At 47.0% G+C, this 16,096-nt stretch carries 15 protein-coding genes; 3 read left to right on the top strand and 12 right to left on the bottom strand.

Features of this window, described 5'->3' with window-relative positions:
* Positions 1-290: 290 nt before the first annotated feature.
* The 4 genes from JUB14_RS06355 to ruvB form a co-directional block, all read right to left on the bottom strand.
* A complete protein-coding gene (locus tag JUB14_RS06355) occupies positions 291-3,122 on the bottom strand; it encodes an ATP-binding protein (RefSeq protein WP_207505030.1) in 2,832 nt (943 codons plus the stop codon).
* Positions 3,123-3,336: 214 nt separating this feature from the next.
* Complete coding sequence (locus tag JUB14_RS06350) at positions 3,337-3,582, bottom strand: hypothetical protein (RefSeq protein ID WP_207505029.1); 246 nt, start codon at positions 3,580-3,582, stop codon at positions 3,337-3,339.
* 115 nt (positions 3,583-3,697) lie between these two features.
* Complete coding sequence (locus tag JUB14_RS06345; RefSeq protein ID WP_207505028.1) at positions 3,698-4,714, bottom strand: hypothetical protein; 1,017 nt, start codon at positions 4,712-4,714, stop codon at positions 3,698-3,700.
* Positions 4,715-4,866: 152 nt separating this feature from the next.
* Positions 4,867-5,895: a Holliday junction branch migration DNA helicase RuvB gene (ruvB, locus tag JUB14_RS06340; RefSeq protein ID WP_207505027.1), complete on the bottom strand. Its 1,029-nt coding sequence runs from the start codon at positions 5,893-5,895 to the stop codon at positions 4,867-4,869.
* Positions 5,896-6,017: 122 nt separating this feature from the next.
* On the opposite strand from ruvB, the gene JUB14_RS06335 reads away from it, so the two are divergent.
* Entirely contained in the window at positions 6,018-6,209 is a 192-nt protein-coding gene (locus JUB14_RS06335; protein ID WP_207505026.1) for a hypothetical protein, read from the top strand.
* Between the two features lie 161 nt (positions 6,210-6,370).
* A complete protein-coding gene (locus JUB14_RS06330; RefSeq protein ID WP_229367557.1) occupies positions 6,371-7,663 on the top strand; it encodes a M23 family metallopeptidase in 1,293 nt (430 codons plus the stop codon).
* 4 nt (positions 7,664-7,667) lie between these two features.
* Here the strand turns inward: JUB14_RS06330 and JUB14_RS06325 are convergent, their stop codons facing one another.
* Complete coding sequence (locus tag JUB14_RS06325; RefSeq protein WP_207505024.1) at positions 7,668-8,330, bottom strand: type II toxin-antitoxin system VapC family toxin; 663 nt, start codon at positions 8,328-8,330, stop codon at positions 7,668-7,670.
* Entirely contained in the window at positions 8,302-8,913 is a 612-nt protein-coding gene (locus tag JUB14_RS06320; RefSeq protein WP_207505023.1) for a hypothetical protein, read from the bottom strand. Before JUB14_RS06320 ends, JUB14_RS06325 begins: the two co-directional genes overlap by 29 nt.
* An 86-nt stretch (positions 8,914-8,999) precedes the next feature.
* Between JUB14_RS06320 and JUB14_RS06315 the strand changes: the two genes are divergently transcribed.
* Positions 9,000-9,470: a hypothetical protein gene (locus JUB14_RS06315; protein WP_207505022.1), complete on the top strand. Its 471-nt coding sequence runs from the start codon at positions 9,000-9,002 to the stop codon at positions 9,468-9,470.
* Here the strand turns inward: JUB14_RS06315 and JUB14_RS06310 are convergent.
* The 6 genes from JUB14_RS06310 to nusA all read right to left on the bottom strand — a co-directional run bounded on the left by JUB14_RS06310 (position 9,467) and on the right by nusA (position 16,046).
* Positions 9,467-9,697: a hypothetical protein gene (locus tag JUB14_RS06310; protein WP_207505021.1), complete on the bottom strand. Its 231-nt coding sequence runs from the start codon at positions 9,695-9,697 to the stop codon at positions 9,467-9,469. The two genes, JUB14_RS06315 and JUB14_RS06310, sit on opposite strands and share 4 nt — an antisense overlap.
* A 23-nt stretch (positions 9,698-9,720) precedes the next feature.
* Positions 9,721-10,398 carry a hypothetical protein gene (locus JUB14_RS06305; protein WP_207505020.1) on the bottom strand — a complete coding sequence of 226 codons (678 nt, stop codon included), beginning with the start codon at positions 10,396-10,398 and terminating at the stop codon, positions 9,721-9,723.
* Positions 10,399-10,643: 245 nt separating this feature from the next.
* Positions 10,644-10,985, bottom strand: a complete 342-nt coding sequence (locus JUB14_RS06300) for a hypothetical protein (RefSeq protein WP_207505019.1) — start codon at positions 10,983-10,985, stop codon at positions 10,644-10,646.
* Positions 10,986-11,024: 39 nt separating this feature from the next.
* Positions 11,025-11,363 carry a hypothetical protein gene (locus JUB14_RS06295; protein ID WP_207505018.1) on the bottom strand — a complete coding sequence of 113 codons (339 nt, stop codon included), beginning with the start codon at positions 11,361-11,363 and terminating at the stop codon, positions 11,025-11,027.
* Between the two features lie 210 nt (positions 11,364-11,573).
* On the bottom strand, positions 11,574-14,678 hold the full coding sequence (gene infB / locus JUB14_RS06290; RefSeq protein ID WP_207505017.1) for a translation initiation factor IF-2: 3,105 nt from the start codon (positions 14,676-14,678) through the stop codon (positions 11,574-11,576).
* 126 nt (positions 14,679-14,804) lie between these two features.
* Positions 14,805-16,046, bottom strand: coding sequence for a transcription termination factor NusA (gene nusA, locus JUB14_RS06285; protein ID WP_207505016.1), 1,242 nt, complete (start codon positions 16,044-16,046; stop codon positions 14,805-14,807).
* Positions 16,047-16,096 lie beyond the last annotated feature (50 nt).

The following is a 16,096-nucleotide window of genomic DNA, read 5'->3' as shown; positions in this document are numbered from 1 at the left end:
GTACAATTTTTCCTCCACAACTTAATGATGGTAAAGTATTTGTAAAAAGCTGTCATTCGGGTTAATAATAATAGTGCCAAAAGCTTATTCGATGTCTAAACACAACCCTTTATAGTACCTTATTTTAGGCATGCAGAAAGAAATACCTACTATAAATCATAACTAATCCGGTTGCTCTTGCATATTAGATAGGTTTACCTCGGATTAATCTTGGCTAGCGACAATTTTTCTCCACCTATTCATCTTGCGGAATCAGATCGATCGTATTTTAGTTTTCGTAAATGCTTAGGCTAAGTTTGCCGACAGGGCAACAGTATCGTAAACCTCGCACCACTTCGTGGCTTCCCTTCGGCATAGAGAACCCCATTATGGGTATCGACTACTTTTTTACAAAGTGCCAGGCCTATTCCGTATCCTCCATACGAGCCACGCTCATTGAGCCGCTGGAAAATCGTAAAGATCTTACTGGCATACTCCTGATTGAAGCCAATCCCATTATCCTGAACTTCAATCTCTACATAGTCTTTATGCTGCTGCAGTTGAGGAAACTGTTCCTTCCGGGTTGCATCCAGCTTCTGTGCTCTGATGGTAATCACCGGTGCTACCTCTTTTCTTGTAAACTTCAGAGCATTCCCGATCAGATTGTAGAACAACTGATTCATCTGAAGAGCAATCGCCTCTACCTTTGGCAGATCTTTTAAAGTAACAACAGCATGCTTTTGATTGATTAACAACTCGTAATCAACCAGTACATTATTAATAATGGTATTTAAGTCTACTGTTTCAAAGCGGGAGCGGCTCCTGGAAAGACGGGAGTAGTCGAGGAGGCTACTGATAAGGCCTGCCATTCGCTTCGCCGACTCATCCACCTTATCAAGGTATGGGCGAATGTCGCTTTGTAAGTCTACTTTTCCCGCAGCCATGTCATTGAAGATACGGATCTTTCGTAAGGGCTCCTGCAGATCATGCGAAGCAACGTATGCAAACTGCTCCAGCTCATCATTGGAGCGCCTGAGGTCTTCAACCGACTGCTCCAGGCGTAGTTGTGCTTCTTTGATGGGAGTAACATCCGTAAAAACATTAATCAGCCTGTCCTCGTCCATTTTCGCCACCGACAGCTCAAGCCACCGGCCAGTTGTTTCCAGATAATACTGAGTAATAAAAGGCTCCCCGGTCTGAAGCGTATGCAGAGCCTGCTGAAAAAGGGGACTTTCAAGTATACCAGGAGCGTTTTCGGAAACGGTATTTTTCAAAGATAGCTCAACCGGAATGCCCGTATGCACTTCGGAGGTAGCATTTGCGACAATGGTTCGGCCATCAATAACTTCGCCTTTTTCATTCCGGATCACCTCAGTAACTGTAATACCACTCGGAGAATGCTTCAGAATATTGTCCATAAGATTCTTCTGCAATTCGATCTGAATTGCCGCCTGACGCTGAAGAGTAATGTTGGCGAAAGTGACTACAATACCCGCGTCATCCCGCTTTACGGCTGAGATATCAAACCAGGAATTAAGATTTTGATTGATCGAATAGAAGTCTTTCCGCTCCGACTGTCCGGTAGTATATACTCTTTTATAAAGGTCAAAAATGCCGTTATGCAGGGAGTTAGGAAAGTAAGTCAGGTAACGCTTTCCAATAATAGATTCGTCCAGCCCGATAATATCTATGAATGCCTTGTTGATCTTCATGATCCGCAGGTCTACCATCTCCCCCTGGCTATCAAGTATGGCATCCAGAGCGAATACGGCATTGATAGAAGCATCTAGAATACTGTTCGAGAAAAGACTCTCCTGCTGTAATGCCTGCTGAGAATTTTTGAGATCAGTTATATCGGTCAACATTCCCAAAAAACCATCATCCAATTTAACAATAGAGAGGGTAAGCCACTTACCGGTGCGCTCTACGTACTGCTCCCGCTCCATCGCAACTCCTGTTTCCACTACATCAGCATACCGTTGAAATTGATCGAGTGAGTTAACTCCTTCCAGTATCTCGGTGAAGCTATTGTGCCGGCGCTCCTCATCCGTGTAGCCGGTGAGCTGATTACTACGCAAATTATAGTGCAGAATCCGGAAGTCAGTGATAGTACCGCTCCCCTCCCGAACAGCTGTATATACTACTATCCCGATCGGCGAATTATCAACTATCGACTTTACGATCCGGTCGCTGCTTTTAATTTTTTGCTCGGCTTCATGTAGCTCTGCTACGCGCTCCTGTACCTGCCGTTCCAGCACCTCCTCTACCCTCTTCTGGTCTTGAATATCGGTAGAGGTACCGTACCACTTAACGATCATACCGTTACTGTCTTTCATGGGGGTACCTCTGGCCAAAAACCATCGAAATACTCCATCGTACCTTTTGAGCCGGTATTCTACTTCGTAGGCACTGCTTGTATCTCTCGCAATCTGCCAGGCGTCGAGTACTTTGTCCACATCATCCGGATGAATCGCATATATCCAATCGTCATTTAGTTGTTCATGCGTTAACCCGGTGTATTCCAGCATACCTTTATTGAAGAAAGAAGGCTTTCCGTTCGCATCTCTCCCCCAGATTAGTTGTGGAATGGCATTAGCTACAAAAGATAGCTCTTTCTGAATACTATCTTGATTCAGTGCATTAAGCCTTTGCTCAATGTCATGCATAACCAGACTGGCAAATCGTACCAGCAACTGCTTATCTGCCTCTGAAAAGCTTCTGGGGTGAATGTCTACAATACAAGCTGTACCTATAGTATGCCCACTCGCTGTTATAAGCGGAGCTCCCGCATAGAACCGGATGCCTCCCTCCACAGCCACATAGGGATTATCATGAAAACAGGCTTCGCCGGAGGCATCTTCAATAATCAGGGGCTCAGTACCCAGTATAGTCAGGGAGCAGAGACTATCCTTCCGATCGACCCGATCTCTACCAAAAGGACCAACCTGGGCTTTGTAATATACATAGTCTTTATCTACCAGGGATATAAAGGCCATGGGTGCTTTGAACACCTGAGCCATCATCTGGGTAATGTTATCGAATGCCTCTTCTGCCGGTGTATATAAGATTTGATACTTGTATAAAGCTTCCAGTCTTTCCGCGTCATTCAAAGGAATAATATCTCGTAGCAAGGCTTCAAACATTACCTGACAGGATTACATTCATGTGTTTTAGTAGGCATATGATATAATGTAGCAACTAAACTATCCCATCAGACTTTTGTTTCTTCTCCATATATGCTAAAACAATTCCTGACTTCTTCCTGGTATATAGTACCTTCTTCCTTACTGTACAGGGTATAAAAAAAGCCTGACTTGAACGGTCAGGCTTATATGACATAAGAGGAGGGCACGTAGGTTATGCACGCTGATGCAAAGGCACAATAGGCAAATCGAGTAATCGTGCTACTTCTAACTCAGCTTTTTCGAAATCGACAGCCTCGCAAGGCTCACAATGCAAAGCCTCAATCAAAGCAACATTGAATTTGGTCCGCTCAATAGACGGATTGAACTCGTACAGGCAGACGATCTTTACATGATCCCCTTCCCGCTTAAAGTATTGTCCTCCACCCTGGCTGCGGAAAAAATCTTTATTCTCTTTCATCTTGTGTATCTCTATTTCAACTTTAATAAACTAAACCTTATTATACCACTATAAATATCTGTGCCCGCAACCCTAATACACTGGTAGTCAGCACACCTATTACCTTATCATCAAATTAACTAGCCATCCGGTATGGTAGTTCCATCGGCTTGACTTCTATCAGTAAGGGCTTGATAACTTCCTCATATCGCTTCTGCACAAATCCCTTCTTTAGATAGCCCGGTAGCTGCTCTACAAACTGCTCGTACTTCTGCTTACCCAGTGCCTTAGCCACATAGGCTTCGTGGATGGTATTGATATACTGAACACTTTCGAGCAGGCAGTGATGAAACAACCTGAAATCAATGTCGGCCTCCACGAATCGTTCTATCTCACGGTGAGTAGCTGATATCTTCAGGCGCGAGAACAAATCAAAAAATGTAGTCGGACCTAGTTTATAAGTAACAGCTTCCCAATGCTTCTTACTGAACTTCTTCAGGATCTCTCCGGTACTTGTATTGCGTTGCGCCTTTTCAGGATCAGCCTGCTGGCGTCGCCGTAGCGCCTGTGCCTGCATAGTACGGGTAGTTCGTAAAAACTGCCCAACCTGTGCCTGTGACTCCTTAGGAGTATCGACAAGCTGCAGATTAGGAGTACGGAAGCCTTCTGGCAAAGCCCGCATACTAAAATGACCCGGTGCGCCGAAGGCAGCAAAACTAACCGGATAAGTATACCACCCTTCCGTCACCAGACGTCCCAGGCGCAACCGCACTATATTTTCACTTGTCGCTACGCCACCTTGTACCGCCAGAAATGCTTTAGCTCCGAACAACAGACAGTAATAGGCCTGTGGAAACGTCCAGTGCAGAGCATTACGGAGATAAGATTCGTCACCATTGGCAGCCGTAGCGCGCAAGGCATACTCAGTGTTCCAGCATTGGATAAGCATCTTTTCAGCATGCCCAATACGCTCTTCTGTTAACGCAGGAGCGAATGACTGAAACAAGGGCCGGTCTGCGAGCGAATAGTTGTCACGCAGGTGCAGGATATGCCTCTGAATTCCGAAAAAATGGTTAAGGAAGACCTGCGCCGGAATTGACCTCCGCCACTGCTCTTGCTCCTCCCATTTTACTTTCTCATTTGCTTCTTCCATTGCAACTATATCTTAGTAATAATATAACGATATTGTACGTATAAAAATTCCATATTATAGACTGTAACTTATAAGTAACCTTTTGCCTTACAAGAGTTTAGCACCTCCGGCTTCCTAATTAGTTACAGTCTATAATAACCAGCGGTCTGCTACTAGGCCGCCTGGTCTAGCATGAAGCGGTCGGGCAGATTCAGCCCCAAATGCAGGTAGGCTTTTTCGGTCACCTCACGTCCACGGGGTGTACGCTTTATGAATCCCTCCTGAATCAGATAAGGCTCGTATACTTCCTCAATGGTTTCGGCTTCATCACCAATAGCGGTGGCGATAGTACTTAACCCGACCGGGCCACCTTTGAATTTCTCAATAATAGCCATCAGGATACGGTTGTCCATATCGTCGAGTCCCCCCTGATCTACTTCCAGAGCCACCAGCGTCCGCTTCACAATATCCAGCGTAATAGTACCATCACCCAGTACCTGAGCAAAGTCACGCGTACGACGTAACAGGTTGTTGGCAATACGTGGAGTACCCCGGCTCCGGGTAGCCAGTTCCTTCGCTCCGGCATCTTCGATAGGACTTCCCAACATTGTAGCCGAACGACTGATGATAGAGGCTAATAGCTCCGCCGAATAATACTCAAGCCGGGAGTTGATCCCAAACCGGGCACGCAATGGAGCAGTAAGCAAACCAGCCCGCGTAGTCGCGCCTATCAATGTAAAAGGACTCAGCCCAATCTGAACTGTACGGGCATTAGGCCCTGTATCCAATACTATATCAATCTTGAAATCCTCCATAGCGGAGTAGAGGTATTCTTCTACAACCGGGTTGAGCCGGTGTATCTCATCTATAAAGAGTACATCCCCCGGCTGCAGGTTCGTCAGGATACCGGCCAGCTCACTGGGCTTGTCCAGTACGGGTCCGGTAGTCGTCTTGATACCTGCCCCCATTTCGTTAGCCAGAATGTGGGAAAGCGTAGTCTTACCCAATCCCGGAGGTCCGTACAGCAAGACATGATCCAGGGGTTCCTCACGCTGACGGGCCGCCTGCACAAATACCTTGAGGTTCTCTACGACTTTTTCCTGACCGGTAAAGTCATCGAATGAAAGCGGCCGCAATGCCCTTTCCAGTTCTACTTCACCGTTCGACAGAGGCTTTTTTTGCCTTACTACACTACTGCTCATATGACTATAACAGGTTGTTTATCTATAGTCAAATATACTAAATTTATAATTAACTTTTATCATACAACTGGTATAATATGATAAATATTTGCGCTATATTTACGATATAAAACAGCGATATCATGAGGGGAAAACAAGCCGCACAACTAATCATAAAGCAGGAGGTAGCTACCCTGGGCTACATCACCTCTAACTGCATCAGGATCAAGGAAGACTGCAAAATGAATCGGTCAGAATTTGAAACGGCTGTAAGAGCAGGGCTCTCACTCTACGATGAGCGAGCTATGGCTAATAACCGCCGCCGCGCCGCCTGAGTGTAGCATACTCAGGGGTCAGTACTTCTTCATATATGATATAATTATATCAATTATTACCCACTGGCACAGATTTGTACTTATCTGTGTAGTAACAATTGATATTGGCTTATATGAAGAGTTTCATAAATAGATGTATACTATTAGTCATTGTCGGGAGCATGGCCTCCTGTAATCTTCGGATACCACCTATAACCCAGTGGTTCCCGACTACACCCCGGGAGTTCTACGAACGTGATCTGCGGCGACAAAAACTAGACCGCACACCCGCCGGCAGAGCCTGGTTGCGACAGGGTGAATCTGTACTATCAGATTCGTTACTGGTAACGGTACCCTACCGGGAGAAGGATTATTTCGGCGATTCTATTTCAGCCCATTCCTACTGCTTTACCCTTCCCGCCGGCAGGCGATTGATAGTATCAACTTCCTCCAGTGGTAATGACAGTACCCTGCGACTCTTCGCTGACTTATTCAAAATATCTGAGACGGGGAATACTGAGCGCGTAACTTATATGGCTAAGGACGATTCAGTAATCACTTACGGAAGTGGTAAAGATGAATCGCTGTTACTACGGCTTCAGACCGGCTTACGTGATGAAGCTACGATTACAGTTGATCTAAAAACAGAGCCTGTACTAGGATTTCCGGTAGCAGGTCGGGGACGGTCTGATATTATCAGCTTCTGGGGAGCCGACCGTGATGCGGGAAGACGTAGCCACGAAGGCATTGATATTAAGGCACCCCGAGGTACTCCGGTCGTAGCTGCCGCTGACGGCTTTGTATCTAATGTAGGTACTAATAATCTGGGAGGTAAGGTAGTGTCGGTGTCAGTAACAGGATTAAGCGTATCCCTTTATTATGCTCACCTGGATTCGCAGCTTGTTTCGGTAGGGATGCGCGTTAAAAAAGGCGATACATTGGGTACTGTAGGTAATACCGGAAATGCTATCACCACTGCTCCGCACCTGCACTTCGGAATCTATGGTGGTTGGTCAGGAGCCCGTAATCCCCTACCCTATGTTGACGACCGCCCCGAAAGGCTTCCAAAGCTAGCCACTACCAAATGGTTGGGCGATACCGCCCGACTGGCTCAGAAAGCCACTGTATTTCGTACGTCAGATTTGAAGGAAAGACTAGCCAGCCTGGAGCGGCACTCAGTGGTATGGATTACCGGCCAAACGGCAAAGGGATACCGGGTACTGCTACCGGATGGCACGAATGGGTATATAGGTAGTACTACACTACAACCCATCGAGGGGCAGATTACCCGAAGAAAGCTAAATACCCCACTACCGCTAGTCGCACAGCCCGTTGGTGGAGCTGGTACGGTCCGATCTCTTACTGGGAGTGAGACGGTAGAGGTACTGGGGTACTACGAAAAGTATCAATTAGTACGGACAGAAGATGGCGCGACGGGCTGGCTCCCGGAAGAGCAGCCCGCCAGTGGCAGGTAAATATTTACCAGATTACCTTCAGACCCGCTTTCTTATAGGCACCAAAGTTCAGATCAGGAGTCAGTAGCGGTATCTCCAGGGATACAGCATGGGCTACTAACCAGCGATTAAATATATTCTCATTACTGAGCAACTGGTTAGCTGGCCCTGACTTTGAACCACCCGCTACTTCTACTGTTTGGTTTACAGCCTGAAGGCGAGTAAACTCATTCATAGCCTGTGGATTCAGCTCGGCAACAGCCAGGCCGAAGCTCTTAGTCATGCGGGTCACAAAGGCACCAAAGTCAGCGCGTAGCATATATTGTCCGTCTCTTACCCTTTCGGCCCACTCCCACCAGGTAGCCATACTTACTATACATTCTGTATCGGCGTCATTCAGGATCAGCAGGGCATTATGTGAAAGGCGCGAAGGGTCTCGAACCAGGTAGTCAAGTGTAGGTGTATCCACCAGCACCCGGGTAGGAAGCTTCCGTAGGTCAGCAATGGTTTTATCCGCATGGTATCGCTCCGAAAAGTCTGTACCCCAAACATCCGGACTTACGTACACGACATTCTGCTTGATCCACTTCTGCCAGGCAACTTCTTTTCTAGCTTCGGTTTTATCAGCTTTATCTACTTCTTTTTTATCTACTTCTTTCTTAAGCGGCTTTGTCGGCGCTGTTGGCATTATTGCTATTTTCTGTTGCTTCATTTCTGTTCTTGTTTGTTAACCAGTGGGGGGGACATTGTTTCAAAATCCATTCGGGTAAGGGCTCAGAAGAATTCGTCAGGCTTCGGTGCCATTCTTCCAGCTTCTGGCTCTTCCACTCAAGGTACTCAGTCATGATGTCCTGAGGAAAATTGTGGGCTGTGCCAGCTCTCCTGAAAGCATAGATAATATCCTTGACGCTTTCCAGTGGATAAGTAGTCAGCATAAACTGTGCATAGAAACGCAGCTGCTCCACCGACTCTACGGTGTTTCTGCGGCGGCTCTCATTTTGCACCCACGCAAAGGCCAGTAGTTTCAGGACAGTTTCTTCGCCAAGTCGGGGTGTAATATCACGAAGCTTGGGAGCCTCAAAAGCATCCTGAAGTCGTACACTCAACTCCACTGCCCGGTATGCCTCTACAGCACGATCATCACTATCAGCGGCTATTTCCTGCCAGCTCATAGCCTTCAACCATTTCAGGAGCAGGTCTTCAGGTCGCCACCGTTTGGTATCGATAGCAGCCTCTTCTCCTAAATTATTTTTATAGTCTTGCCCACTCATGGTCAAATTATTTTTACGCTTTAAGTTGTTTAGATAAATAACTTTTATCTAATTTTGAAATAAATGCAATTAAAATAGAATACACCATGGCCCGCAACACCCCCGAAACAGAGGAAAAACAAAGCGATATTTACGGCTGTCTTGAGTACATAATGGCCTCCAAAGGACTGACGGCTTATGCACTCAGTAAAGAACTTGGCTTCGATAAACCCGCCAAACTTTACACTATACTGCGCCGCAAGACTAAGCCCAGCTACGAAACCCTGATCAGTATTGTCAACCGTTTTGAGGATATCAACGGTGACTGGTTACTGAGGGGAGCCGGAGAACCCTTCAAAAGCACTCAGTTACGCACGGCAGGTAAATCAACCGAAAGCCCTACTTCACAAACCGACTCATCAGCCACTTCCAGTGAGCTAGTCGTACTTCGTGAGCGGAACAACATGCTTGAGCGACAACTTAGCGATCGTGATGATACTATCCAGCTACTCAAGCAGCAGATTATGATTCTGCGCGAGGTAATTCACCGGGAGCCGGGCAACCTGACCGCCCTCTAAAAGGGCAGGTCGTTTACGCGGGTTAACGGCGGCAAGGTCAGTGTCAACAGTTCATGCAGATCTTCCGGCCCACATAAATGCATCAGGGCTTCCAGGTTCTCATCGGTATCCACTACTATCGTCTGGTGGGTGGTAACCAGTCGTGTTTGATGTGGCTCAACCTCAACCAGCTCGACCGTATCAGGATTTACCAGATATAGTACCTTATCGCCTCTTAATGCTATCATTGACATACCGACTCTTCTTTATTTTAAGCTGCCTCTGCCGAACTGTTCAGTGAGTAGTCATCCAGCGACTCCAGTGCGTTGTAGTATGACCGTGAGATCAGCTTGTGCTGAGCACCACTGGTCAGGGTCTCGCTACGATACACACGGTGATCACGGGTATATTCACGCAGCTCGCGTACGCGGCTGGCAGGAGCTGTCTCATAGGAGAAGCGGGCAATGAACCATGACTTAGTCGGATCGGCCTTGCTAACTACTTTCTCCGGGCGTACTGTAACTGTTACATCACATAGTGTCTGCCGCTCGTACAGAATCGGCTCCATCATACGATATAGCTCGTTGACAGAAGTATTATTGAACATAATGGATGAAACACAATCCTCATCATCCACAAAGAATATCTCGGCCCACAGTTCACGGACGGTACGTCCAAAGAGCGTATCTTCAAAAATCCGGTAAGCCACAGGCTGAAACGAGAAGCTTGTCAGCATCCGTCCTTTTTCATCAGTCAGGATACGATCACCGTACAGGTTGAACTGGCCGCTCTGTCCGTTGAAGCGATACTCACGCGGACGACCTTCAAAGTACAGGTACTTGTCCATGATTAGGGTTTCACCTGACTCTTCATCCACCCGCATCAACTGATAGGAACGCAGATTCTGCTCTTCTCCATTTTGAGTGCTTAACTCGTTGTTTGCTTTCATGTCTGAGTGTACAATAGAAATAAGTAATACAGTAAAACAAAAGTGTGACAAAACAGCCATAATTAACCTGAATAGCTCACCTTTGTATTACAAATATAAAACATATCTATAATATATATATCACACAAGCTAATTATTTTTTACTCTAAACACACATTTTTCTTACATAGATAAACCAGTGAATTGATACAAAAAAAGACCGCCCTAAGGCGGTCTCTGCGTAGTATCTCCAGTATGTATATTACTTATCGGAAGTCCTCATCATCTTCATTATCACGTTCGAGATCTTCCATAGTCAGATCATCCAGATCATCATCTTTGAACTCATCCTCAACGAAAGCCCGTCGCTCAGCCTCAGACAAATCATCTACTATATGCAGGCTATTCTCTAAGGTTACATCCCCAATCAGTTCCAGAGGGATGTCGTTCTGGGCATGGTCATAGCGGGTTGAGTGATTCTTGGTTCCGTTGGGGAACGTACTCTCACCGGGCCTACGGTCTACCATGGTCAGGTTAGTTCGTTCCTGTCTTATGCGATCCTGGTCCAAATTCTCATTGTCCTCAGGTGATATATTACGATTCTTCATGATTCCTCTGCATTTATAGGTTTTGATACACTAGAACTATTATTCGCCTCCTTCTTCCTTACTATTCTTCTTCATCATTTCATAGCTATCCTGGAGGTCTTCATTCTTTTTCTCATCCGATTGTCTCCGGTCCATATCCTCATCAGCCAGTGGAAGTGTAGCTTCCCACTTGGCCTGCCCTCCGTTAGCACTGTATCCCTTATCAGGATCCGATTCTTCCAGAGGTACATCCCGGTAGTCCTGTCCTACTCCGGTTGTAGTCTTGGGCATATTGTCATCCGGATCATATGTCATAGGTTTCTGATCCTTAACATTATCCTCACTCACATAGTGAGCCATTGAGTTATCTTCGTTATCACGATTTTTCGAGTCTTTCATAACTATTACTGTTTAGAAACAGGTGTATAGCGCTAAGAATAAAATAACTGTTCCGTAGGCTAAAAATCATCCAGAGCAGGACTAAGGCTATCCTGTGTTGCAGAGCAAGAGGAAGTTATTCCCCAGAAGAGTAGAAAAGCTAACTGGCAAATAAAAAAAGCGGCCTCCTGATACCAGGAGGCCGCTTTCTCACATTAATGAAATTTTATATTACAAAGTACGCTTCACTTCGCGTAGCTCGAAGCTCTCGATAATGTCGCCTTCTTCGATATCATTAAAGTTCTTGATATTCAAACCACACTCGTATCCGGAGCGAACTTCATTCACATCATCCTTGTAACGCTTGAGGGAGTCGATCTCACCAGTATGGATAACAATACCCTCACGGATGATCCGGATCTTATTGTTACGCTTCACAAAGCCATCCGTTACATAACATCCGGCAATGGTTCCGATACGGCTGATCTTGAAGGTCTCACGAATCTCAATATTACCAGTCACAAACTCTTCCACCGTTGGTGCAAGCATACCGGTCATCGCATCCTTAATCTCTTCGATCGCACGGTAGATTACAGAATAGTGGCGGATCTCGATCTGCTCCTGCTCGGCCATCTTCTTGGCGTTAGGCGAAGGACGGACCTGGAAACCTACAATGATTGCATCAGAAGCGATAGCCAGGTTCACATCCGACTCGGATATCTGACCTACCGCTTTGTGGATAATGCTCACCTGGATTTCAGGTGTAGACAGCTGCAGCAACGAGTCTGACAAGGCCTCAACTGAACCATCCACGTCACCCTTCACAATCAGGTTAAGTTCTTTGAAACTACCGATCGCCTTACGACGGCCGATTTCTTCCAGGGTAATGTGCTTGCGGGTACGCATGTTCTGCTCACGCAGGATCTGCTCACGCTTATTGGCTATATCACGGGCGTCACGCTCGTTCTCCATCACGTTGAACTTATCACCTGCCTGTGGCGCTCCACTCAGACCCAGTACCTGAACCGGAGTTGAAGGTCCGGCTTCTTTCAGCTTCTTCCCACGGTAGTCGGTCATGGCCTTCACACGACCAAAGTTAGCTCCGGCCAGTAGTACGTCTCCTACTTTAAGGGTACCTGTCTCTACCAATACAGTAGTCACATAACCACGACCTTTATCAAGCGAGGCTTCGATAACTGTACCTACGGCCCGACGGTTAGGATTGGCTTTCAGCTCTAGAAGTTCAGCCTCCAGCAATACTTTTTCCAGCAGGTCATCTATACCCATTCCGGATTTGGATGATATTTCCTGAGCCTGGTACTTACCACCCCAGTCTTCAACAAGGAGGTTCATATTAGCCAGCTCTTCACGAATCTTTTCGGTATTAGCACCATTCTTATCTACTTTACTGAAAGCAAATACGATAGGCACACCGGCTACCTGAGCGTGGTTGATGGCTTCACGCGTCTGAGGCATGACACTGTCGTCAGCCGCGATAACAATGATAACCACGTCCGTTACCTGGGCTCCACGGGCACGCATGGCTGTAAAGGCTTCGTGACCAGGTGTATCAAGGAAGGTAACTTGCTTGCCCGTTTTGGTTTTAACACTGTAAGCACCAATGTGCTGTGTAATACCTCCGGCTTCACCGCCCGCCACATTGGCCTGGCGTATATAATCAAGCAAGGAAGTTTTACCGTGGTCAACGTGTCCCATGATGGTAACGATTGGCGCACGCTCGACCAGATCATCCGGACTATCTACTTCTACGGAAACATCGTTCTGTACTTCCTCTTCGGCTGAGATGAACTCTACTGCGTAGCCAAATTCATCGGCAATAAATGTAATGGCTTCGGCATCGAGACGCTGGTTGATTGAAACGAACATACCCATGCTCATACATACCGATATTACTTCCTGCACGGTTACGTCCATAAAGGAAGCCAGATCGTTAGCCGAAATAAACTCCGTTACGCGCAGTACTTTTGCCTCATCCTGATCCGAGTTGAAATCATCCTGCTCTGAGCGATCACGACGACGGCCTCTTCCTTTAGCACCTCCACCACGGACGTTACCACCACCCATACGGGCCATAGTGGCTTTGATATTATCGGATACCTCTTTCTGAGATACCTCTTCGCGACGGTCACGACGACGACCGCTACCGCTACCTGCTTTGGCATCTTTTCCTCCTTTTGCACCGGCACCAGGGGCTGCTGTACCAGGAGTTGTACCTGTTTTAGCAGCAGGTGCTCCGTCTTTTGCCTTACCGGCCGCTGCACCCGGAGTTGCATTGGTAGTAGCGGCATCACCCGCAACAGGACCAGCCGCCCCTTCACGAATGCGCTTCCGCTTCCGTCGACGCTTTTTATCTGCGTTGGCGTCACCACCAGCGGCAGGAGTTTCTTTTTTACGGTTCCGATCAGTAGGAAGTTCTATCTTACCTACCACACGTAGACCGCGTAGCTGCTCACCCTTGGCTTCAATGAGCTCGGGAGCGGCCTCAGGCTCAGGCTGTACAGCAGGCTTCTTAGGCTCTTCCTGTGGCTTGGCTGGCTGAGGTCTTTCTGCTTCCGGACGGGGAGCGGGACGCTCTTCCTTCACGGGTGCTACCTTTTCCGCATTAACCGGAGCAGGTGCTTCTTCTTTCTTAGCTGTAATAGCTGTATCTGCTGTAGCTGTATTAGTAACTTCAGGAGCCGCTTTGACTTCTGGTTTTGGCTCTTCACGAGGAGCTTCTACTTTAGCTGGTTCCTCTTTTACAGGGGGCACTACGGCTTCTGCACGGGGCGCAACTACTTCGGGTTCCTTCTTAACGGGCTCTTCCACTTTAGGAGGTGCAACAGGTGCTACCGGCTCTTCTTTCTTAGCCGGCTCCTGTGCTACCACTTTCTCTGGTTGAGGAGGAGTTACTGCCTTTCCTGTACCCAGATCTATCTTTCCGACTACCTTGATGCCAGGTAATCTGTTTTCGGCTGCCGGACGAGGTGATTCCACTTCCTTCTCAACCTGTGTATCATTTTCTTTATCGGCCGCTTTGGCTGCAGGCGGCGCTGTACGGAAATACAGTATATCCTCAAAATCACTTCTGAGTTTTTCCTCCTTCTTCTCCGCAACAGGCTCGACCGGGGCTGACTTCCGCGGAATTACCGCCGACTGCAGCTCATTCGATTTGAAATCCTTAGCCAGGAATTCAATCTGCTCGGAGTTGATTTTGGTATTAGGATTGGTTTCCACCTTAAACCCCTTGGCAGACAGATGATCCACAATCGTAGAAATACCTACGTTCAGGATTCGTGCCACTTGGCTTAGGCGCATCATTTTATCTTCTGCCATACTAGCAAGTAAAAAAGTGTTTTCTTTTATGGGTAATCAATACTATGCAATTTAGTTCCGTAACACCGCCTGCTGCATTCAAGGGACCTGGTCCGCAAAAAATGCCACTCTTATGATCGAAACCTGCTACTCAAATTCTTTACGGAGAATATCCATGATCTCCTCCACGGTATTTTCTTCCAGATCGGTACGGCGGACCAGTTCTTCTCTGCTTAGAGCCAGTACACTCTTCGCTGTATCCAAACCAATCTTACGCAGCTCCTGGATCATCCACTCGTCAATTTCATCTACGAATTCAGACAGATCCACGTCTTCTTCGTTCTGCTCTTCGATATCACGGAACACGTCGATCTCCATATTGACCAGACGACCGGCCAGCTTGATATTCTGTCCTCCCTTACCGATGGCCAGCGATACCTGGTCGGGGCGTAAGAATACAGACACCCGCTTGGCTTCACGGTCGATCTGCATCGAGCTTACCTTAGCCGGGCTTAGGGCGCGGCTGATCAGCAGCTCAAAGTTATCCGTATAGTTAATGACGTCGATGTTCTCGTTGCCCAGCTCACGTACTATAGTATGGATACGTGATCCTTTCATACCTACGCAAGCTCCTACCGGGTCGATACGGTCGTCGTAGGATTCTACGGCTACCTTGGCACGATCACCGGGTTCACGTACAATACGACGGATAGAAATCAAACCATCGTAGATTTCCGGAATTTCGGTCTCAAACAGACGCTCCAGGAACACCGGTGAAGTACGTGACAAAGAGATCTTAGGAGTACCGTTGATCATTTCCACCTTATGAATTACCGCTTTTACGGCATCTCCTTTACGGAAACGATCTTTTGAAATCTGCTCAGTACGTGGCAGACTCAGTTCATTTCCTTCGCTATCCAGTACAATAACCTCATTACGGAGGGTCTGGTATACTTCACCAGTAATAAGCTCCCCTACCTGATCCTTGTACTTTTCGTACATCATTTCTTTTTCCAGATCCTTGATCTTCTGAATCAGGGTCTGACGGGCCGTTTGTACCAGACGACGACCAAAGTCAATCAGCTTAACTTCTTCGGCTACTTCTTCACCTACTTCAAAGTCAGACTGTATCTTGCGGGCTTCTGCCAAGGGTATCTTGTCATAGTCCCATATATCTTCAGAGTCATCATCCACGATCTCGCGGGTACGCCACATCTCAAGGTCACCACTTTCAGGGTTGATGATCACATCAAAATTGTCGTCGGTGCCGTACTTCTTACGGATCATTGTACGAAATACTTCCTCTAAGACGCTGATCATCGTAGGACGATCTATGCTTTTCGAGCGAGCAAACTCTGCAAATGACTCGATCAATACTACGCTATCCATTGGTTTTTAAGGATATTTGCTGATACTAAGTTACTAATTATATCCCTGTT

Source organism: Telluribacter humicola (assembly GCF_017355935.1).
GTDB classification, from domain to species: domain Bacteria; phylum Bacteroidota; class Bacteroidia; order Cytophagales; family Spirosomataceae; genus Telluribacter; species Telluribacter humicola.
Note: the sequence above shows the minus strand (reverse complement) of the source record. Positions and strands in the feature narration are given on the sequence as shown.